Annotated in this window: 20 protein-coding genes; 11 read left to right on the forward strand and 9 right to left on the reverse strand. The window is 65.3% G+C overall.

Annotated elements, in window-relative coordinates:
• Positions 1–11 precede the first annotated feature (11 nt).
• Positions 12–425 (forward strand): hypothetical protein, encoded by a 414-nt coding sequence (locus AC2YG9_RS04785; RefSeq protein WP_487296778.1) that lies wholly within the window; start codon positions 12–14, stop codon positions 423–425.
• Positions 426–560: 135 nt separating this feature from the next.
• Positions 561–1,619, forward strand: a complete 1,059-nt coding sequence (locus tag AC2YG9_RS04790) for a tetratricopeptide repeat protein (RefSeq protein WP_487296779.1) — start codon at positions 561–563, stop codon at positions 1,617–1,619.
• Positions 1,620–1,626: 7 nt separating this feature from the next.
• Here the strand turns inward: AC2YG9_RS04790 and AC2YG9_RS04795 are convergent, their stop codons facing one another.
• Positions 1,627–2,523 carry a branched-chain amino acid aminotransferase gene (locus AC2YG9_RS04795; RefSeq protein WP_487296780.1) on the reverse strand — a complete coding sequence of 299 codons (897 nt, stop codon included), beginning with the start codon at positions 2,521–2,523 and terminating at the stop codon, positions 1,627–1,629.
• Between the two features lie 77 nt (positions 2,524–2,600).
• On the opposite strand from AC2YG9_RS04795, the gene AC2YG9_RS04800 reads away from it, so the two are divergent.
• From AC2YG9_RS04800 to AC2YG9_RS04810, 3 genes are read left to right on the forward strand one after another with little or no spacing between them, the layout of a single operon-like run.
• The gene (locus tag AC2YG9_RS04800) at positions 2,601–3,083 is read left to right on the forward strand and encodes a MarR family winged helix-turn-helix transcriptional regulator (protein WP_487296781.1); all 483 of its coding nucleotides are present in this window, start codon (positions 2,601–2,603) and stop codon (positions 3,081–3,083) included.
• A complete protein-coding gene (locus tag AC2YG9_RS04805; RefSeq protein ID WP_487296782.1) occupies positions 3,080–3,766 on the forward strand; it encodes a response regulator in 687 nt (228 codons plus the stop codon). Before AC2YG9_RS04800 ends, AC2YG9_RS04805 begins: the two co-directional genes overlap by 4 nt.
• A complete protein-coding gene (locus AC2YG9_RS04810) occupies positions 3,766–5,112 on the forward strand; it encodes an ATP-binding protein (protein WP_487296783.1) in 1,347 nt (448 codons plus the stop codon). Before AC2YG9_RS04805 ends, AC2YG9_RS04810 begins: the two co-directional genes overlap by 1 nt.
• A 40-nt stretch (positions 5,113–5,152) precedes the next feature.
• Here the strand turns inward: AC2YG9_RS04810 and AC2YG9_RS04815 are convergent, their stop codons facing one another.
• Entirely contained in the window at positions 5,153–5,782 is a 630-nt protein-coding gene (locus tag AC2YG9_RS04815) for a TetR family transcriptional regulator (RefSeq protein ID WP_487296784.1), read from the reverse strand.
• Between the two features lie 127 nt (positions 5,783–5,909).
• Between AC2YG9_RS04815 and AC2YG9_RS04820 the strand changes: the two genes are divergently transcribed.
• Both AC2YG9_RS04820 and AC2YG9_RS04825 read left to right on the forward strand, forming a co-directional pair.
• Positions 5,910–6,719, forward strand: a complete 810-nt coding sequence (locus AC2YG9_RS04820) for a UDP-2,3-diacylglucosamine diphosphatase (protein WP_487296785.1) — start codon at positions 5,910–5,912, stop codon at positions 6,717–6,719.
• Entirely contained in the window at positions 6,719–7,813 is a 1,095-nt protein-coding gene (locus AC2YG9_RS04825; RefSeq protein WP_487296786.1) for a glycosyltransferase family 4 protein, read from the forward strand. The genes AC2YG9_RS04820 and AC2YG9_RS04825 overlap by 1 nt, the downstream gene beginning before the upstream one ends.
• On the opposite strand, the gene AC2YG9_RS04830 is transcribed toward AC2YG9_RS04825, so the two are convergent.
• Positions 7,814–8,545 carry a hypothetical protein gene (locus tag AC2YG9_RS04830; RefSeq protein ID WP_487296787.1) on the reverse strand — a complete coding sequence of 244 codons (732 nt, stop codon included), beginning with the start codon at positions 8,543–8,545 and terminating at the stop codon, positions 7,814–7,816. It lies immediately after the preceding gene.
• Positions 8,546–8,619: 74 nt separating this feature from the next.
• Positions 8,620–9,630: a ligase-associated DNA damage response exonuclease gene (locus tag AC2YG9_RS04835; RefSeq protein ID WP_487296788.1), complete on the reverse strand. Its 1,011-nt coding sequence runs from the start codon at positions 9,628–9,630 to the stop codon at positions 8,620–8,622.
• A gap of 77 nt (positions 9,631–9,707) precedes the next feature.
• On the opposite strand from AC2YG9_RS04835, the gene AC2YG9_RS04840 reads away from it, so the two are divergent.
• From AC2YG9_RS04840 to AC2YG9_RS04850, 3 genes are all read left to right on the forward strand, one after another.
• A complete protein-coding gene (locus tag AC2YG9_RS04840; protein ID WP_487296789.1) occupies positions 9,708–10,178 on the forward strand; it encodes a PaaI family thioesterase in 471 nt (156 codons plus the stop codon).
• On the forward strand, positions 10,175–10,594 hold the full coding sequence (locus AC2YG9_RS04845; RefSeq protein ID WP_487296790.1) for a PaaI family thioesterase: 420 nt from the start codon (positions 10,175–10,177) through the stop codon (positions 10,592–10,594). The genes AC2YG9_RS04840 and AC2YG9_RS04845 overlap by 4 nt, the downstream gene beginning before the upstream one ends.
• A gap of 390 nt (positions 10,595–10,984) precedes the next feature.
• On the forward strand, positions 10,985–11,527 hold the full coding sequence (locus AC2YG9_RS04850; RefSeq protein WP_487296791.1) for a GNAT family N-acetyltransferase: 543 nt from the start codon (positions 10,985–10,987) through the stop codon (positions 11,525–11,527).
• Between the two features lie 3 nt (positions 11,528–11,530).
• Here the strand turns inward: AC2YG9_RS04850 and ald are convergent, their stop codons facing one another.
• Positions 11,531–12,643, reverse strand: coding sequence for an alanine dehydrogenase (gene ald, locus AC2YG9_RS04855; RefSeq protein WP_487296792.1), 1,113 nt, complete (start codon positions 12,641–12,643; stop codon positions 11,531–11,533).
• A gap of 75 nt (positions 12,644–12,718) precedes the next feature.
• Positions 12,719–13,138 (reverse strand): hypothetical protein, encoded by a 420-nt coding sequence (locus AC2YG9_RS04860; protein WP_487296793.1) that lies wholly within the window; start codon positions 13,136–13,138, stop codon positions 12,719–12,721.
• A 544-nt stretch (positions 13,139–13,682) separates the two neighbouring features.
• Between AC2YG9_RS04860 and AC2YG9_RS04865 the strand changes: the two genes are divergently transcribed.
• Positions 13,683–14,312, forward strand: a complete 630-nt coding sequence (locus tag AC2YG9_RS04865; protein ID WP_487296919.1) for a glutathione S-transferase family protein — start codon at positions 13,683–13,685, stop codon at positions 14,310–14,312.
• 1,335 nt (positions 14,313–15,647) lie between these two features.
• Here AC2YG9_RS04865 and AC2YG9_RS04870 read toward each other — a convergent pair.
• The 3 genes from AC2YG9_RS04870 to AC2YG9_RS04880 all read right to left on the reverse strand — a co-directional run bounded on the left by AC2YG9_RS04870 (position 15,648) and on the right by AC2YG9_RS04880 (position 19,335).
• Positions 15,648–16,700, reverse strand: coding sequence for a hypothetical protein (locus AC2YG9_RS04870; RefSeq protein ID WP_487296794.1), 1,053 nt, complete (start codon positions 16,698–16,700; stop codon positions 15,648–15,650).
• Positions 16,701–17,027: 327 nt separating this feature from the next.
• Positions 17,028–18,104, reverse strand: a complete 1,077-nt coding sequence (locus tag AC2YG9_RS04875; protein ID WP_487296795.1) for a hypothetical protein — start codon at positions 18,102–18,104, stop codon at positions 17,028–17,030.
• A gap of 1 nt (position 18,105) precedes the next feature.
• On the reverse strand, positions 18,106–19,335 hold the full coding sequence (locus AC2YG9_RS04880; RefSeq protein ID WP_487296796.1) for a hypothetical protein: 1,230 nt from the start codon (positions 19,333–19,335) through the stop codon (positions 18,106–18,108).
• Positions 19,336–19,475: the final 140 nt, after the last annotated feature.

Raw genomic sequence — 19,475 nt, forward strand, 5'->3', positions numbered from 1 at the left:
GAAACCCCACGATGACTGACACTGTCAGCGTTGCCCGACCGCACGAAGACCGCGTCATCCCCCTGGTGATCTACGGCCTGTATTTCATCGGGCCGTTCACCGCCTTTCTGGCCACCTTCATCGGGCTGATCATCGCCTATGCCCAGCGCGGCGGAGCGGGGCCCCGTATGGAAACCCACTACACCATGCTGATCCGCACCTTCTGGCTGGCCATCGGCTGGACCCTGGTGGCGGTGGGCCTGGTGGTGGTCGGGATCATCCTGCTGCCGGTGCTGGTCGGCATCGCGCCGCTGGCGCTGGGTCTGCTCATCCTGGGCGTCGCCGGCCCTGTCCTGCTGGTCTGGAAGTACATCCGGCTGGTGCTGGGCGCGAGCTATCTGGCGCGGGACGAAGCCTACCCCCGACCCATGAGCTGGCTGTTTTAGAGGCAGTTTGACCGCCCGGCGCCCGCCGGGCGGTCGCGGCCGTTCACGAATTTCCCCGCTCAGTTGTGGGGTTTTGACGCCGCCTTGATTGCAGACCCCATTTCCCGTCTCTTTAGGGGACGGGGAGTGTCGACCATGGCCGCAAGGCTCATCGGACTTGTGCTGGGGCTGCTGATCGCCGCCGCCGGCTGGATGCTGGTTCGGCCGCTGGTCGGAAACCTCGGACCGGCCGTGCCGGGGCTGGAGCTTGCCGATTTCGAATCCCTGAGGCCCCTGATCGGCTGGGGCGCGCTGGGCCTTGGCGGTCTGGCCGTGATCGTCAACCTGTGGCCTGCCCGCAAGCGGCGCCGTCCGCTGCCGTCGGGCATGGAGCGGCCGATCACCTTTTCCGACGACCCGCCGGTCGGTGTGGCCGTGCGCAACCCGGAACCAATCCCGGACCTGAAGCTGAACCTTGCCCCGATGGCGCCGACCGCCGCGCCGCCGCCGGCCCCCGAGCCGGTGCGGGCCAGGCCGGTCGATGTCGCCGTCCTGGCCCAGCCGGTGCGCCGCGACCTGCCTCCGGTCGCCCCCGGCCCCGACCCCAGCGGCCCGCCGCAGGAAACCTTCGGCCAGCTCCGCGCGGCGATGAAGATCAAGGTGCGCGAGGAAAAATGGGGCGAGGCGGCGGAGATGCTCAAGCGCCTGCCGAGCCTGGCTCTTACCCATCACGACCGCATGGTCGCCGCCCAGGACCTGGGTGACTTCGCCCGCGGCCAAGGCCGTGTCGACGACGCCGCCGAGGCCTATGGCCACGCCCTGTCCTACGCCCGGCTGCTGCATGAGATCGAGCCGGCCGACCCGGTCGCCGCCTCCGACCTGGCCGGGGCGCTGATCAATGTCGGCGATATGGCCACCGACGAGGGCCGCCTCGACGCCGCCCTGGGGGCCTATGAGGACGCGGTCGCCCTGCGCCGCAAGCTGATCGCCAACCACGGCGCCCGCCGCCTCGACCGCCGGGCCCTGAGCATCGCCCTGGAACGGCTGGCCGACGCCCGCGAGGACCGCGGCCATCGCGTGCGGGCCCTGGACCTCTACCGCGAGAGCGTCGAACTGGCCGGCGCCCTCGCCGCCGAGGACCCGCAACGCTACGGAGCGGAACTGCAGGGCTCGCGGAACCGGCTGGCCGAGCTGGAAGCGCGCCTCTCGGTCTAGCCGCGAACTACGCCGCCACCGTCGCCAGGGCTTCGCCGCGCACCAGCCTGGCGTAGTCGTCCATCAGGGTGAGCGAGATGGTCCCGGGCGTGAAGATCGTCTCACCGACCGAGGCCACCGGCGTCACCTCGGCGGCGGTGCCGGTGATGAACAGCTCGCTGAACGTGCCCAGTTCCTCGAACGGGATGTGGCGCTCGATGATCTGGTAGCCGCGGGCCTTGGCCAGCTTCATCACCGTCTGGCGGGTGATGCCGTTCAGGAAGGCGTCGGGGGTCGGGGTGTGGATGACGCCGTCGCGCACGAAGAATGCGTTCGCACCCGTCGCCTCGGCGATGTAGCCGCGGTAGTCCTGCATCAGGGCGTCGGCGTAGCCGTCGCGCTCGGCCGCATGCTTGGAGATGGTGCAGATCATGTAGAGGCCGGCGGCCTTCGCATCCGTCGGCGCCGTCGCCGGGTCCGGGCGGCGATAGAGGGCGTGCGCCAGGCGGATGCCCTTCTTCTTCTCTTCGGGGTCGAAGTAACTGGGCCAGTCCCAGACCGCGATGGCCACATGGATCTTCGTCTGCTGGGCCGAGACGCCGATCATCTCGCTGCCGCGCCAGGCGATCGGACGGATGTAGCAGTCGGTCAGGCCATTCCTGGCGCAGGTCTGCTTGCAGGCCTCGTCGATCTCCTCCACCGTGAAGGGGATCTTGAAGTCCAGGATCTCGGCCGATTTGAACAGCCGCTCGGTGTGGGCGCGCAGTTCGAAAATCTCGCCGTTGTACATCCGCTCACCCTCGAACACCGAGGAGGCGTAATGGAGCCCATGGGTCAGTACGTGCACTTTCGCGTCGCGCCAGGGCACAAATTGCCCATCCAGCCAAATCCAGCCGTCACGATCGTCGAAAGGAACCAGGGACATCGGGATAATTTCTCCTACGCAGGCAATTATGCCAGACCCTGCCCACAGGTCCAAGCCAAAGCGGTGTGCGGCATAGCATGAATACCTTTGCCGATCCCCGCCTGATCCTCAGCGAATCGGAGCTGGACCTGGGTCTGGAGCTGGTTCTGCTCGCCGAAACGGCAATCTGGAACGCCGTTGACGCCGCCATGGAGGCCGAGCCGACGGGCCTGGGCCGCAGCCACTGGCGCGCGGCCTTCCTCATTCGAAGGAGACCCGGTGTCGGTGTGAAGGAGATCGCCCGGCTGACCGCCCTGACCAAACAGGCCGCCAGCCGCACCCTGTCGGACCTGGAGGCCCATGGCCTGGCCGAAAAAGTCCCCGGAGAGCTGGATGCGCGGCGCCGTCCCGCCCGGCTGACGGTGGCGGGTCTGGCCTTCGAGGCGCGTGTGGGCGAGAAACTTCGCGGCCTGATCGCCATGGCCTATCGCGACGGGGGCCTTGACGGAGTGGCGGCGGGGCGGCGCATTCTCGCCTCCCTGGCGGGTCCCCGCCTCACCGCCCGTCGGGAGGAACCATGAGCGACAGACACCTGCTGGTGGTGGATGACGACGACCGCATCCGCGACCTGCTGCGCCAGTTCCTGACCCGCGCAGGCTTCCGGGTCACCGTGGCGGCCGAGGCCGGTGCGGCGGGCCGTCTGCTCGACACCTTGGACTTCGATCTGGTGATTCTCGACGTCATGATGCCGGGCGAGGATGGCATGAGCTTCGCCAAGCGACTGCGCTCCACACCGGGGCCGGCCTCCAAGGCGCCGATCCTGATGCTGACCGCCCGCTCCGAGACTGCCGACCGCATCGAGGGCCTGACCGCCGGGGTCGATGACTATCTGGCCAAACCGTTCGAGCCGCAGGAACTCTTGCTGCGCATCGAGGCCATCCTGCGCCGGGCCGGACCGCGCCCGAGCGATGACCAGCCGGTGTCGCTCGGCCGCTGCCAGTTCGATCCGGTGCGCGGCGAGCTGACCCGCGACGGGACCCTGGTGCGGCTGACCGAGGCCGAGATCGACCTCCTCCGCACCCTGGCCAAGGCGCCCCACGCCCCGATCGACCGCTACACCCTGGCCCGCGACGACGCCGACGCCGCAGGCAGGGCCGTGGACGTCCAGGTCACCCGCCTTCGCCGAAAGATCGAGGACGACCCCAAGACCCCGCGCTACCTGCAGACGGTGCGGGGGGTGGGTTACCTCCTCGCCCCCGACTGATGGTCAAGATCCGGGCCCTTCGCATTTTCATTCCGCGCGCTATCAAGCGATGGCTGCCGCAGAGCCTGTTCGCGCGCACCCTGCTGATCATCGTCCTGCCGGTGGCGATCATGCAGGGGCTGATCACCTATCTGTTCTTCGACCTGCACTGGCAGGCGGTCAGTTCCGGCCTCACCGACAGCCTGGCCGGCGATGTGGTCTGGATCACCGAGACCTACGAGGCCGCCCCCTCCAACCTGCCCAGCCTCGCCGAGCGGGCCGAGCGGACCCTGTCCCTGTCGGTGGCCTTCAAGCCCGGCGACACCCTGCCCAGCGGCCGCAAGCAGGCCTATTTCGCGCCTGAGGACCGGGCCCTCGAGGCGGCGCTGGAGCGCAAGCTGGACCGGCCCTTCTGGTTCAACAACCGCAGCTACAACAGCTGGGTCGGCATCGAGGTGCCGGTGGATGGCGGGGTGCTGCGCATCTACGCTCCGCGCGAGCGGGCCTTCGCCGCCTCGGGCTGGATCTTCATTCTGTGGATGGCCAGCGCCACCCTGCTGCTGACCGCCATCGCCATCCTGTTCATCCGCAACCAGGTGCGCGCCATCGAGCGGCTGGCCGAGGCGGCCGAGGCGTTCGGCAAGGGCGTCGAGGGGCCCGAACCCTTCAAGCCCTACGGGGCCCGCGAGGTGCGCCAGGCGGCCCAGGCCTTCCTGTCGATGAAGGCCCGCATCCAGCGGCATCTGGAACAGCGCACCGTGCTGCTGGCATCGGTCAGCCACGACCTGCGCACGCCCCTCACCCGGCTGAAGCTGGAACTGGCCCTGGCCGAGCCCTCGGCCTCCGGTGAGGCCATGAAGCGCGACCTCTCCGAGATGGAGCACATGATCGACGAGTACCTCGACTTCGCCCGTGGCGAAGGGGCCGAGGCCGTCGAGACCACCGACCTTGGGGCCCTGTTGACCCAGTATTGCGACGACGCCCGGCGGACCGGGGCGAGCGTGGCGCTGCTGGCCCCGGCCGGGCTGACGGCGCTGGTGCGGCCCAACGCCCTGAAGCGGGCGCTGGACAACCTGGTGTCCAACGCCGTCAGCCACGGCAAGACCGTGCAGGTCACCGCCGAGGCCACGGCCACCGGCGGGGTCGAGATCGTCGTCGAGGACGACGGCCCGGGCATTCCCGAGGACCGCTACGAGGAAGCCTTCAAGCCGTTCAGCCGACTGGACGAGAGCCGCAACCAGAACCGCAAGGGGGTGGGGCTGGGCCTGGCCATCGCCCGCGACGTGGCCCGCAGCCATGGCGGGGACGTGACGTTGGCGAAGTCGGCGCTTGGCGGCCTGAAGGCAACCATCCGGCTGCCGGGGTAGTCCACATCCTCCCCCGCTTACGGGGGAGGAAGGAGCGAACTCACTCCGGCCACAGCTCCGTCACGCCACCCTTGCGGTTGAGCATGTGGGTCGCGCGCTTGATCACCGTCAGAAGGCGCTCGACCCGGGCTTCCTCGTCGTAGCTGAGGTCCGCCCGCGCCAGGCCTTCGAGCATGAACCGCGCCAGATCCCGACTGGCCTGGAAACGCGGTCCGGCGCCGGCGTGGAGCATCTTCAGGAAGTGGTCGCCGATCTGGGCGCGGTCGAATTCAGCCCGGGCCGGGGCGATCAGCGCAGCCACCACCGGGTCGGTCCTCGCCGCCATCTCCAGCTCCATGAAGGCAGTGAAGGCCGGGTGGCGCAGCAGGTCCCAGTAGCTGTCGATGGCGTGTTCGGTGACGTCGGCGCCGGGCGGCAGGTCTTCGGCGGCCAGACGGAACAGCTCGGCCCGCTCCAGCTGCAGGTAGCCGATCACCCCCTCCAGCAGGTCCTCGCGGGTCGGGAAATGGTAGAGCATGGCCCCGCGGGTGATGCCCGCCGCCTCGGCCACGGCGGCGTTGGTCGCCGCGGCATAGCCGTTCGTCGCGATCACCTTGACGGCTTCATCGAGGATTCGGGCCCGGGTCCGACGCGACTTGGGCGTGTCCCGTTCCTTACGCTGCACTTCCATAGGCTCGATCTAGGTAACCGTTGATCATCTCGCAATGCACAAATTCTGATCTGCCATCGGTTTCATTGCAGTGACATGAAATCAGCCTAGCGCCCGGGCATTTCAGGGGCATTGCGGCGACCTAAAAATGAGCAGTCCGGACGCGGTTCAGCGCTACCGCAGCATCTTCATTTCCGACATCCACCTGGGCACCGCCGGCTGCCAGGCCGAGCTGCTGCTCGACTTCATCCGTCATGTGGAATGCGACCAGCTCTATCTGGTCGGCGACATCGTCGACGGCTGGAAACTGAAAGGCGGCTGGTTCTGGCCCCAGGCCCACAACGACGTGGTCCAGAAGATCCTCCGCATGGCCCGCAAGGGCACGGTGGTGACCTATGTCCCGGGCAATCACGACGAGTTCGCGCGGGATTTCTGCGGCATCCACTTCGGCGGGGTGGTGGTGGCCCGCGACTGCCTGCACGAAACCGCCGACGGTCGCCGCTTCCTGGTGACACATGGCGACGAGTTCGATGGCGTCGTCCAGCACGCCCGCTGGCTCGCCTTCCTCGGCGATTGGTCCTATAGGACGCTCCTGATGCTGAACACCCTGCTCAACCGCGCCCGGCGCCGGATGGGTCTGGGCTACTGGAGCCTCTCGGCTTTTCTGAAGGTCAAGGTGAAGAACGCTTTGCAGTTCATCGAGAAGTTCGAGGACGCTCTCGCCGAGGAGGCCCGCCGGCGCGGCGCCGACGGGGTGATCTGCGGCCATATCCACAAGGCGGAAATGCGCGACATCCAGGGGATTCTCTACATCAACGACGGCGACTGGGTGGAAAGCTGCACCGCCGTCGCCGAGGATTTCGACGGTTCGCTGAAAATCATCGATTGGGCGAAGGAGCGTTCCTGGTCCATGATTGCGCGCTCGACTTCCGATTCAGCAGAGCCCGCCGTCGCCTGATGCGTATTCTTTTGGCCACCGACGCCTGGGAGCCCCAGGTCAACGGCGTTGTCCGCACCCTGACCCGGGTGATCAGTGAACTGCGGGCCATGGGCCACGAGGTCGAGGTCATCAGCCCCGACCAGTTCAAGACCATTCCGCTGCCGACCTATTCGGAAATCCGCCTGGCCATCGGCGCCGACGAGGCGGTGCGCGAACGCTTCAAGGCCTTCGAGCCCGAAGCCATCCATATCGCCACCGAGGGCACCCTGGGCCTCGCCGCCCGGCGGGTGTGCCTGGAATGGAAGCTGCCGTTCACGACCAGCTACCACACGCGCTTCCCGGAATACGTCAGCGCCCGCCTGCCGCTGCCGCTGGCGGCCGGCTACGCCTACATGAAGTGGTTCCACAAGCCGTCGGGCCGGCTGATGGTGGCCACCCCGACCATGCGCGACGAGCTGGAGGCCCATGGCTTCCGCAACATCTCGCCCTGGTCGCGCGGCGTCGATACCGACACCTTCCATCCGGACAAGCGCGAGCCGGACATCTTCAAGGACCTGAAGCGGCCGATCTTCCTCAACGTTGGCCGGGTGGCCGTCGAGAAGAACATCGAGGCCTTCGCCTGCCTCGACCTGCCGGGAACAAAGGTGGTGGTCGGCGACGGGCCGCAGCGCGACGAGCTGGCCCAGAAATACCCGGAAGTGGTCTTCGCCGGTGCCAAGTTCGGCGACGAGCTGGCCGCCTACTTCGCCTGCGCCGACGTCTTCGTCTTCCCCTCGCTGACCGACACCTTCGGCCTGGTCATCCTCGAAGCCATGGCCGCCGGCACCCCGGTCGCCGCCTTCAGCGCGCCCGGACCCATCGACATCATCCCCGGCAGCAACGCCGGCGCCCTGGCCCCCGGCAAGACCGAAGGGCTGAAGGAAGCCTGCCTCGCCTGCCTCGATCTCGACCGGACAGTGGTGCGCACCTTCGCCGAGAAGTTCAGCTGGCGCTCCTGCGCCGAAGAGTTCCTCAAGAACCTGCAGCCCTACCCGGAACCGGAAAAGACCCGCTTCTGGCGGCGTCTGCGGCGCCTGGCCCGGCTGCGGCGCAAGGAAAAGCCGGCGGCCTGACTACCGCCGCTCGTCCAACTCCCCGAGGATCATGATCTTCTGCCAGACCTTGCGGCCCAGGTCGGTGCAGAGGTTTTCCACGTCGCTGGCCCCGGCGATGATCACGTGGTCGCTGCTCTCGCCGGCCATCACCGCCGCCAGCTTGCCCGTCAGGGCCAGCATCTCGGCGCAGTATTCCAGATAGCGGGCCAGTTCGAACCTTGTCATGGCCCGGTCCGGCGAGGACGGCGTGCGCGGGCCGGGGTTGAGCACCACCGTCGGGTCCTTGGTCAGCTGGTGCATGTCGACGACATGGGCGAAGGCTCGCAGCCTGTGCAGCCAGGCCTGCACCCGCGAGCGCCGCAACCGCTCCTCGAGGGTCAGCAGGAACCAGGCGCCGGCCCCGACGATGAGGATCAGGTTGACCGCCGACTCCATCACCGGGGTCAGAACCACCAGGTCCCCGGCCCCCGTGACATTGCTCCAGTCGACGAGGAACAGCCCGCCCCAGACGAGTGCCGCAAGACCCCCGCCCACGATCAGCACCACCAGGGTCCGCAGGCCGTAGTAGGGCCGGGTCAGGCCGCGCGCCTGCCTGCCGGCCAGACGGGCGCTTTGGGCCAGTTCGTCGGCGACCCCGGCCAGGCCGGAGGCCGGAAAGCGCTCGGCCACCCGGTCGGCCAGCTTTACCGCCGTCGCCGCGACCATCTCGCCGTCAAGCCGGCGATAGCTCTGGGCCGCTCCCTTGGTCATTGGTCCCCCTCGACGTTGACCTGAGCCTGATCCCTGCCGCCCCGGTGTGACAAGGGGAATCGCGCAGCAGGCGCTCAGGTCTCCTCCTCGTCCTCATAGCCCACCAGGGCCAGGGCCCGGGCCGGCTGGCCACGCAGTTCGCACCAGCGCAGCAGACCCTCTTCGCGGCCGTGGGTGATCCACACCTCGCCCGGCGACAGCTCGGCAATCGTGGCGGTCAGTTCGTCCCAGTCGGCGTGGTCGCTGATGATCAACGGCAGTTCGACCGCCCGCTGGCGGGCCCGGGCGCGGACGCTCATCCAGCCCGAGCAGAAGGCGCTGACCGGGTCGGCGAACCGGCGGCTCCAGCGGTCGGCCATGGCCGAGGGCGGGCAGACGATGATCTCGCCGGCGAAGTCGCGGCCCTTTTCCTCGGTAGCCGGTTCGAGCGGGCCGAGATCGACGCCATGGTCCTCGTAGAGACGGTTGAGCCGCTCCATGGCCCCGTGGACATAGATGGTCCGGTCCCAGCCGCCCTCGCGCAGCAGCTTGATCACCCGCTGCGCCTTGCCCAGCGCATAGGCCCCCAACAGATGGGCCCGGCCCGGGAACTGGCCGACGCTGGCGATCACCTTGCCGACCTCGCCGGCGTCGTCGGGGTGCTTGAACACCGGCAGGCCGAAGGTGGCCTCGGTGATGAAGACGTCGCAGGGGACCGGCTCGAAGGCCTCGCAGGTTGGATCGCGGCGGCGCTTGTAGTCGCCGCTGACCACCATGGTCAGGCCCTTGTGGCGCACCACCGCCTGGGCCGAGCCCAGCACATGGCCGGCCGGGACAAGGGTTATCTCGACGCCATCGTGCTCGGTCGTCTGGCCGTAGGGCGAAAGGTGCCGGGTCACGGCGAAATCCTCACCGTAGCGGGTGGCCATGATGTCGAGCGTGGCGGGGGTTGCCAGCACACTGTCGTGGCCCGAGCGGGCGTGGTCGGCGTGGCCGTGAGTGACCACCGCCCGCGCCACCGGGACCACCGGATCGACGTAGAAGTCGCCGGGCGGGCAGTAGAGGCCCTTCGGCGTCGGGCAGAGCAGCTGTTCGGGCTTCAGCATAGGCAGACATACGCTCCGCACGGCGGAAGGCTCCGCCAACACTGGATATAGGGCGCCGCTCGTCCTAAACCCGTAGGATGAGCGATCAGGAAGCCATCCGGCACAACATGGCCCAGGGCATGAGCCAGGGCAGCCCCTATGCCCGCGAGATGGGCTTCGAGCTCGTCAGCATGGACAATGGCGCGGCCATCATGAAGGCCGAGTACAAGGACATCATGGTCGGCGACCCCGACACCGGCGTCATCGCCGGCGGGGTGGTCACCGGGTTGCTGGACCACGCCTGCGGCTCGGCGGTGCATCTGGCGATGAAGGAGTTCAAGATCATCGCCACCCTCGATCTGCGCATCGACTACATGCGGGCCGCCAAGCCCCACAAGCCGATCTTCGCCAAGGCCGAATGCTACAAGGTGACCCGCTCGGTCGCCTTTGTCCGGGCGGTGGCCTACGACGAGTCGCCGGACGATCCGGTCGCCGCGGCATCCGCCGCCTTCATGCTCGACAGCAGCAAGGGCCGCCACCCCCGCGCGGGCAAGGCGGTGACGTCGTGAGCGACGCCGCCGACCGCCTGAGCGCCATGCTCGAACGCATCCCCTACGCCCGGTTCCTGGGCGTGCGGGCCGATCTGGCCGGGGACGAAATGACGATGATCCTGCCGTTCGGCAACCACATCGTCGGCAACCCCATGCTGCCGGCCATCCACGGCGGGGTGCTGGGCAGCTTCATGGAAATGACCGCCCTGGCCCAGCTGCAGGTCAAGGAAGGCCAGGAGAAACAGCCGCGGGTCATCGACGTGTCGATCGAGTACCTGCGTTCTGGCCGCCCCCTGACCACTTTTGCCCGGGCCGAGATCAAGAAGGTCGGCCGCCGCATCGCCAACGTCCACGTCGAGGCCTGGCAGGAACAGCGGGCCCAACCCATCGCGGCGCTGCGGGCCCACTTCCTGCTGGTGCAGCCGGAAGACTGAGGATTACAGCCCTGTAATTACTTACAGCGCCGTCATTCTCTTACATCGACGTCATGACGCAAGCTTAACAAGCCTTTTCAGGGTCCCTTCAGTATACCTCCAATCACCGGCGGCGCAGGGACGCGCTGCTCAAACGAAACAGAGGGACTACTTGAAATGACCGTTCGCATCTCCAATCTCGCCAGCCTGATCCTGGCTTCGATCCCCGTCATCGCCATCGTGGGCATCGCCCAGATGGAAGCCGCCGCGCGGGCCTTCGGCGCTTGATGCGCCGCCGCGCCGACCTCCACCGGGTCTGACACCTCCCCCCTGCTCAGACCCGGTGGAGCCCCCATCAGCGGAAGACAAAGGCGCCCTTCACGGGCGCCTTTTTCGTTGTACCGTAAGGCCATGATCGCACCCGGCCCCACCCTGACCACCGCCCGCCTGATCCTGCGCCCGACGGCGCGTGAGGACTTCGACGGCTGGGCCGAACTGATGGCCGACGAGGAGAACAGCGGCTTCATCGGCGGGCCGCAGGAACGCCCGGCCGCCTGGCGCGGGATGATGAGCATGGCCGGCGCCTGGGCGCTGGAGGGCTATGCGATGTTCAGCGTGCTCGACAAGGAAACGGGTGAGTGGCTGGGGCGGATCGGACCCTGGGTTCCGGAGGGCTGGCCGGGGACGGAAGTGGGCTGGGCCCTGCTGAAGAAGGCCTGGGGCAAGGGCTATTCGGTCGAGGCGGCCGAGGCGACCATCGACTGGGCCTTCGACACGCTGGGCTGGACCGAGGTCATCCACACCATCGACCCCGCCAACACCGCCAGCCAGGTGGTGGCCAAACGGCTGGGCTCAACCAACTGGGGGCCGAGCAGGCTGCCGCCGCCCTTCGAGGACAAGCCGGTCGACGCCTGGGGGCAGACCCGCGAGCAGTGGCGCGCGCGGGTCCGCTAGAGCCTAGGCCCAGGCCCCGTAGGGATCGACGAACGGCTTGCCGAGCGCCTCGGCAACCGCCGGGTGGGTCAGCTGGCCGCCCAGGACGTTGAGGCCCTTGGCCAGGTGCTTGTCCCGCTTCAGCGCGTCCAGGCCATGGTCGGCCAGGGCCAGGCCGAAGGGCAGGGTCGCGTGGACCAGCGCTTCGGAACTGGTGCGCGGGGCGGCGCCGGGCATGTTGGCGACGCAGTAGTGGACGACGCCATCGACGGTATAGGTCGGCTCGGCGTGGGTGGTCGGGTGGCTGGTTTCGAAACAGCCGCCCTGGTCGATGGAGACGTCGACCAGCACGCTGCCGGGCTTCATCCGCACCAGGTCGGCGCGCTTGATCAGCTTGGGCGCGGCGGCCCCGGCGGTCAGCACGGCGCCGATGACGACGTCGGCTTTCAGGATCTCTTCCTCGATGGCGTCGAGGGTCGAGTAGCGGGTCAGCACGCGGCCCATGAAGATGTCGTCCAGCTCGCGCATCCGGGGGATGGAGCGTTCCAGCACCACCACTTCGGCGTTGAGGCCCATGGCCATGCGGGCGGCGTTCATGCCGACCACGCCGCCGCCGAGCACGGCCACGCGGGCCGGGGGCACGCCGGGGACGCCGCAGAGCAGCAGGCCCATGCCGCCGTTGTGCTTGAGCAGGGTCTCGGCCGCCGAGAAGACGGCGATGCGGCCGGCCACTTCGCTCATCGGGGCCAGCAACGGCAGGCCGCCCTTGGCGTCGGTGACGGTCTCATAGGCGATGGCGGCGCAGCCCGAGGCGATCAGGCCTTCGGTCTGGGCCGGATCGGGGGCCAGGTGCAGGTAGGTGAACAGGATGTGGCGCGGCTCGAGGCGCTCCCACTCGACCTTCTGGGGTTCCTTGACCTTCACGATCATGTCGCTGCCGGCGAAGACGCTGGCGGCGTCGGGGGCGATGGTCGCGCCCGCCTTGACGTAGGCCTCGTCGGCATAGCCGGCGCCGGCGCCCGCGGAGGTCTCGATCAGAACCTGATGGCCCCGCGCGACGTATTCGCGGACCGCCGTGGGCGGCAGGCCCACGCGATGTTCGCCAGGTTTGATCTCCTTGGGCACGCCTACGCGCATGGGCTTTCCTCCTTGGGGCCTCTTTGCGGGGCGTTTGGCCCCTCATTGCCGCAAGGTCAAGGACAGTCTTTCGCTTCAGCCCGGATTCGCGGCCTGACAGACCACCTGGCGGGACTCGGCGATGGCCTCGCGGTCGTATTTCAGTTCGCTGAGCAGGCCGAGCACGGTGGCTTCGTCCTGACCCTCCAGAGGAATGCCTTCACAGACCGCCAGGTTGCGCCCGTCGTCCTGCAGGATGGCGTCATGGGTGGTCATGGCCGCGCAAAAGGCCTTGTAGTCGGCCCCGGGCAGATCCATCCCCTGGCCGGCGGCGAGGGCCGCCTCGGCGTGTTCGGTGGCCGGTTCGAGCACCTTCATGCACTGCCCCAGCCGCTTGGCGGTCAGCTTCTCGAGCTTGGAGGCGGCCGAGGCGGGAGCCGGGCTGATCACCGATCCGCCCAGCCCCGCCAGCGCGATCCCCACGGCGGCCAGAACCGCCATCTTCGCCTTGATCATCAGTTTCCCAATCGAAAGGGCCCAATCCGATGATCTGGCCGCACTAAACGTCTTTTTGGCGCCCCGCCGCGCCCCTTTAAAGGGGGGGCGTCCCACCACGGAGCAGAACCCACGTCGAGGCGTTCGGCCAGTATAGCAGGGTTTGGCCGGGTCCCAGACCGCAAGGCTGGAATAACCCCCAGGGCCGGCGGAGCCGGAGGCCAGGGACCGCTGTCGAAGCGGCTGAGCATTATACCACGCCGCCGCGCAGCAACATGACAAGGCGCGATTCCGCTGTCGGAGGCCAAAACGCCCGCCGGCGTGGCTTTCCTGTGGGCAGGGGCGCGGGGAATGTGGGTGAAAGCGTAGGCATGGGCGTCTCAGGGACGCTGTGATTGTAGGTGTCGGAGAGGCGCCCGGCGCCTACGGCGGCCGGCGTTGAGCGGTGAACCGGGCGCCGCAGGCGAATTTTGCGGTGAATATGTCTAGACATATTCTTTAACCTGTTGATTTTATTGGAATATTATTCCGCTCTCGATGTCCGCCCGGGCGACCCGTCCGCCCGCTGCCACACCCAGCGCGGCGGCGGCGGCGCCTCGACCTCGTCGTCCGAAAGCATCAGCGGACGCACCGCCATGTCGAGGTCGATCCGTTCGCGGGGGCCGCGCCCGGGGCCTACCTGGCCATGAACCCGTTCCGGCGCGTGCCGACGCTGGTCCACGGCGAGTTCGTCCTCTACGAGACCGCCGCCATCACCCGCTACATCGACGAGGCCTTCGACGGGCCGGCGCTGCAGCCGGTGACGGCGGCCTCGCGGGCGCGGATGCAGCAGATCGTCGGCATCATCGACAGCTATGGCTACTGGCCCATGGTGCGCCAGGTCTTCTCGCACCGGGTGTTCAGGCCGCGTCTGGGCCAGGCGGCCGATGAAGACGCGGTGCGCCGGGGCTTGCAGGCCTCGGCCACCGTCCTGCGGGCCCTCGAAGATCTGCTAAGCGACCGCCCCTGGCTGCTGGGCGGACAGCTGACCCTGGCCGATATCCACCTGGCCCCGATGATGGCCTATTTCGCCCCGGCCCCGGAGGGCGGCGCCCTGCTGGCGGAGTTTCCGCGTTTGTCCGGGTGGTGGGGGCGGGCCGCGGCGCGGCCGTCGATGGTGGGGAGCGCGCCGGGACTGCCGGAGCGGGGAGGCTGACGGGGCCGGCCGGTTTCTTGGGAGAAATCTATATAGTGTCCCCGAATTTCCAGGCTTCGTATTGACTTGTCTGTCCGCGACAGCTGGATCAAAGCCCAGATGACAGAATGGCGCAGAGCCCGTTCCCCGGGGTTTTGAGCCCCCTCGGCCGATCCAAGGCCTCGTCGCCATGAGCGAGCAAATTATGAGTTTCACGCTGCAAGTTGGGGGGACTGTGCAGAATTTGCCCCCAAGTTTTCCGGAGCCTGTGGATAAAGCTCCCGCCTTAGAGGAGGCAAGAGAACCTAAATGTGGGCTTTCTCACCGGGTTTCGCACCACATATAGGTTGCGAATACGCAATTATGGCGCATTCTCGGCATGCTGATTCGAGTCAAGAGGTGGCTAGACAGCCGAAAAAACTAAGTCTAAGTTGCCCACGCAAATAAAAATTTGCCCGCAAGCACAAACTTTCGTTGGGCTTGCGGGCAGTTAAATTCGACCTCGGCAGCTATGGGCCGATGGGTATTACAGCCGTATCAGCGGTTTCTGCCGGACAGGGCCTGCGTGAACATCACGCAGAACCATCCGGCAACCGCCACGGCGACCAGAGTCGTCATGGGGTTTACCTCCCAAGGGTTCACGCTAACGACTCAGCTCGCCTCTGCGGTCGGTGTTACGAGCACCGATTCACAGGAAAAGGCCGCCCCGAGGGGCGGCCTTTTTTGAAAGCCCAGCCTAGCGGCACGGCAACGCTGCGCCACATTTCAACGTTTGTCGAGTGCAGATGCGATCTTGGCACGGAATTTGATTGGGGACTTTAACGTGCCGAGGAAAGAGCGCGCAGACAAAGGGCGCCGTCACGGTGTTAGGACTGGATATCGGTTCGTTCGGCGATCTGACCGCGAGAAGTTTTGTCCCGACACACTCCGCTTCGTTTTGGCGGCCGCACGCGAGACTCACGATGGTTCGGGCGGCTTGAACCAGTCCGCCTTCCAAGATCTAGTCAATGCCGCTTGGCCGGAAGGCCGGCTCGGAAAATCTGCTTTCACCCGATCAATCTTTGATGCTGCGGAGGCCGGCAAGGCCCCCTTTCACTACGCCTATCTGGAGGCTTACGCCCGAGCTCTCGGAGTGCCCTCGGCGCTCTTGTTGCTGGTTTCAAGGTTCTATTCGGAGGGAGAACGTGCTGGACCTAGCGCGGCGCTGAGCGTTCTCGATGGCATGGAGGCCGCGATTCAGGAACTACGCAAACAGAGTGCCGACGTCACATCCCCAACTAGAGCAGGCGTACGTCTCGTCCTTGACCGATATCTTTGTCTTCCCGGATCGGCGTAACCGGTCGATCCGACGCCCGCTCAAAGGGCGGCGCTTGATTCCGAGTCGTCTTGGAGGTTGGTGAGAACACTGATCGCGGCGTCCATCGTTCTCTGATCCACTTTCAGAACCAAATCTCGGATTGGCAGGCCGTCGCCCCCCACTGCCGGCTCGATGCTGCCAGGCGTAGAAAAGGCCGACAGATGGTTGTCAATCAGCCGCGCCACTACTGAACGCACGGAAGATTCCACGCCATCGATAGCTAGGTGGGCAACATGCTCCTGGGCGAATTTTGCAATCTCTAGCGGACTTTGTATCGGCAGCATGACCACTCTAGCGGCCGAAGGCTCCTTGGACGCAGAGTAGGGGATTTCGCTGACGGCGATGCCCCAGCGATATTGTTCGGCGTTGGAATCGAGTTCTTCCATTTTTCGGAAGCAGGTGATTCTCAATCTATCAGGTTCCGACCTCGCCGACCCAATCAACCAGATCAGGTTGTTCAACGAGACAACAACGCCATCGAACTTGTCGATCGAGCCGCCTTGGCGAAGGAACCATTGCTCGAACCTAAGCTCACGCTGCTTTCTGTATATCCTCAGAATTTCTCTCGCGATCGGCTTCGAGCGCTCCTCAGAGAATCGCATCTTGTAACATTCATAGACCCCCTCCATCGCGGCCGAGAGAAGCGGCAGGCGATCAAAGTGGCCGTCTGTTTCAATGACGATGCTACCATTGACAGAGAGGTGGACCCTCTCCCGCTCTCCAACGGGCGAAGATTTCTTCACATACCGACCGATCTGGGCGAATACCTGCTTCCTCGCATCATCCAATGATGAGTATTCAATTCTGCCATCTATATAACTTTGCAAGAAGACGAAGGCAGTCGATCGCGCAGGCGCGCTTGAGCGGTCAAACCAATTTATGATCGACTGCTTCGAAATTGGGCGATCAGATAGAGACTCCAAGTGAGCTATGAGCTCAACTCGAAGCTGGTCCTGTCGATCGCCCAGCCCCAACCCAAATCTAACAAAACAGAGCTTGTTGAGAAAATTGGCTCGGTTGATTGCGCCTGTCGGCCCCGCCTTCTCCGCCACGCATCGCCTCTAAGTAAGTTTTGGAGAAGCTGCCTAACTTGCGCGCGAGTTTTCGTCAATGTCAGGTAAGTTTTGATTTATTGCTCCGGCATGGGCGCGTTCATGAGTGGGGCACGCCGCTCTTCACTACCGACGCGTCGTCACCGGAAGCGGCGTGTGTTCCTACGCTTCTTTCACGCCGCCTATGAGTCCGACGGCCTTCGGTGGACGATTCACCTGTACAGATGTCTACTTCTGAGTTGGCGGCGCTGCACCAAGCAGAATACAGACGGACCGGACCAAGGTGACCGGAGCACCTATGACCCCGATTTCATATTCTCGCGCTCGTCAGTTGGGCTGACCGAAAAACTCGACGGCGTGATTGTTGTAGAGGTGCGCCACGATATCCAGCATCCCGCGCACTATGATGTTCCAGTCAGCGTCACTCTTTTGGACCGCTTCGTGCGCTGGGCGGTAGTGCACGATCATGTTTCTAAGGCCGTAAAGTTCTTCAGCCATGCGCGTGTATCGCTTGTCATGCGTGTCCGCCTGCACGGCAAGACCGGCGCAAACTGTCGAGATCAATGCTTCACCGCACAGAGAGGCTAGCCCCACGAAGGCTTCAGATTCCTTCGGCCGCCAGGACAGGTGGTCTTCGATGACCTTAGCCAATTCGCGAGGTGAAGCGGCAAACTTGAGCTGCGCCTTCAGCACCCCGAACCGCTTCATGCCGTAGAGCTGTTCTATGCAGCGGTAAGTCTCAAGGAATAAGTTTTCCCAAGAGATCGAAAGCACGCCTTGGACCAGATTGCGGAATGGGATGAGCGGAGAGTCCGCCTCGAACACCCGTGCCAGGATTTTCACCGTCTCCGGTTCCAGAGAGATCGGCCCGTCAAAATAAGTGCGAACGAGAACCGATCCGAGCACCCTGTCCGTCAGTGCGTGGTAGTCCGCCGCTGCCGTCGCCCGATATACACGAAGCGAAGGGAACAACGGTTCGATTTCCATGAGGTCATGGCCGTCGTAGCCGGCACCATTGCCGACGAATTGTTCGTCCAGAACCTGTTTAACTGAGGCCGCCGTAACTCTTGCTGGCGGCCGAACCTGAGCTTCCAACACCGCCAATGCAAAAAGTCCGGGGGTGGGATCAACCGCTTCAAGGTCTGGAGGAACCTCATCGGCTTCGGGCAACCCGAACGTGCAGAAGTATAATACGCCATCGTGTTCGACGCGCGCGAAGCGAATCTGGCGCGTCACGATGCGTACATCGACCTCGGCCTTGGACATCAGCGCCAAGTCCGCCGGGTCGCCGTTCTTGATCCACCGTCCAGCCTCCGGGTTGACGACCGGATCATCCAGTTGGGCAGCAAAATCTACGAGGCGACCGAAGAGGGCGTTGCTCATGTCAATGCGCTTGCGGGCCACATCAGGCTCTCCAGCACACCCCCATGGACGGGACGGCGAAACTCTCCTCGATCAGAACCTTGAAGGCCGTCTCAAAGAACGCCCGTTCGTGGCGGCCCACGGCGGACCGCTTTTGCCCCCCGAGCTTTTCACGCAGCACGTCGAGCGACAGAAAGGCAGTCAAGTCCTCCGGCGACATCTGCGCCAGCTTTTGCACGAGGCCGGATGCGGCACCTTGAAGCGAGTCTAACGCCGCTTGGCTATCGGCGTCGGCCCGGTCCATCCCCAAACGCCCGAGGACCGCCAAGGCGCAAGCGACGATGAAACCAATGCGCGCCGGCTGGCTGTCGAAGATATTGCGACCGATAGTGAACTTCGAACTGACTGTCTCATCCGCACCCTCGGTATCGGCAGCTTCAAGCCTGGAGAACGCTTTGTCCACGTCCACAAGAATTTGGATAATCGGATAAAAATAGTGGTCGTACTTCTTGGACGCGATTGCCTCGGCGATATCGAGGCGCGAGAACTCGTCGGCCAAAGTCTCCTGAGTGTCGATCTCAGTCCGACGAATGCCAAACGCTAGATAGGCTTCCACCATGCTGTCGGCACTGAACTCGCCGCCCTTGTACCTTCGCTCTGCCTTTTCGAGGCTGAGGAGCCGCTCGAAGTGAATCTTAGCCTTCATCTGCTCGACCAAAGGCGCGTAGATCACCAGCAACTGGCGCTTGATGTTCCACGGCACTTGGCCCGTGTTCAGCACAAGCATGCGGTAGATTAGGCTGTCGGTGCTCTGAGCTAGCCAGCATTCAACTCGGACAGTCTGCTCACCAACTTTCGGGTCGGATTCGACGGCATCGAGAAGGGCCGTGGTGCGCTGCATGCCATCGATGATCGAGATCGACTCAATCCACTCCTTGGTCACCCGTGCAATGACCTCATCCGGGCTCATCGCTTCGATGGAATCTAGATCGTCGGCAATAACGACGCCGATTACCACCGGGGGAAGAATGGCCCCCCGCTTGATGTCCTCAACCATCCGCCCCCGGATGCGGCGCCCGGTTGTTGTCTTGAGCGGTTCGCGTTGACCCTTCAGGCCCCCGCGCTTGCGGTACGCGCCCTCGACCAACGCAAGGTAGTCGTTGACGGTCATGCCGGTCATGACTGACCAGCAGTCGACGCGATAGTCGCGGAGCTTTGCTGTTTGCGGAGTATCTGCCACTTGGTCCTCTTCGTCCGGACGGTAGCCGATCAAATTGGATGCAGGAAGGCCGACTCTTCTCTCGCCGACGTATTGCCATTGGGATCTCCAACTGGAATCGAAGCGGTCTTCGTGCCGACGGAAAGCGAAGGGGGAACGGCGTTGGGAAAGAGCGATTAGGGAGGGTTACTCCT

The sequence above is a fragment of the Caulobacter sp. SRI_014 genome (genome assembly GCF_057586315.1).